Raw genomic sequence first — 962 nt, 5'->3', positions numbered from 1 at the left:
ATTGGCTGGCAGGTTACAACTTCCGGCGTACCTTCTATTAAGCTTAGACCTGCCTGAGCGTTGTTCTGCCAATCGTTACAGAACCAGCAAATAGTTGCTAATTGCAATTTATTTTGCAGTTTCAGTAAAACCAGTTCGTTTACATCAATCGTGTCTTCGCATTTATTGATAAGCAATAAGCTGCCATGTTCGGAGTCGTTCAGCACTTTTGCCTGCATGCTGTTACTGGAAGCCCCATTAAGAAAATCCACAATATTGTCGTAACCGTGGACGATTTCTACAGAACCGTTATCAATTAACTGTTTTCTGGGGGATTGTCGTTGGTAATTGGCTGCAAGTTGGGGCATTACCTGTCGAATCAGTTGCAAATCCAAAGCATTTTCCCGCTTGTTGGATAGAATAAGTTTTTGTCCGAGGATGGTTAAAACATCCTGAGTTTGTAGCATGCGGTTATCAGACGCCTGGCGTGTTAATTGTGGTGTTTTCGACAAGGCTTTTGGCGCTTGATCTTGTTCTGCTTCAACACAAAAATATCCGGTTAATAAAAAAGCATTTTCCAGAACTTGTTGTTGAGGGGGGATATCGGTAATCACAGCCTTATTAACGACCTCCGCTATCATTGAGTAAAGGCGAATGACGGAGTATTTAGACAAGCTGTAGGGATCTGCAATGGCTGTTAGTGCAATACGCTTATATATATGCTCAAAATTATCACTGCTGCCAAGTGGCGAAACATCCGGCTCCTGCTGCAGAGCTTTTGCCTTTTCAAGATATATCAATAATTGGTTTAATTGTAACCAGCAATCCTTTGGTGCAGCTCTGTAATACAGATAAGCATGCAGAATCTGTAACGAAATTAATTCGCTGCCACGATTCAAACAGAATAGAAAACGGGGGGAATTTGCAGGCCGTTCACCACGTTGATAATGTTTGTCAGCCAGGTTGAAATATAACTCAGCGAG

The 962-nt window shown here is 42.1% G+C and carries 1 protein-coding gene; it reads right to left on the bottom strand.

Features of this window, described 5'->3' with window-relative positions:
• A partial coding sequence (locus tag B3182_RS14575; RefSeq protein ID WP_292753289.1) for a hypothetical protein occupies positions 1-962 on the bottom strand: 962 nt, incomplete at both ends.

The sequence above is a fragment of the Methylophaga sp. UBA4204 genome (genome assembly GCF_002379485.1).
GTDB lineage: Bacteria > Pseudomonadota > Gammaproteobacteria > Nitrosococcales > Methylophagaceae > Methylophaga.
The sequence above is the reverse complement of the archived record's forward strand: the minus strand, read 5'-3'. Positions and strand labels throughout refer to the sequence as shown.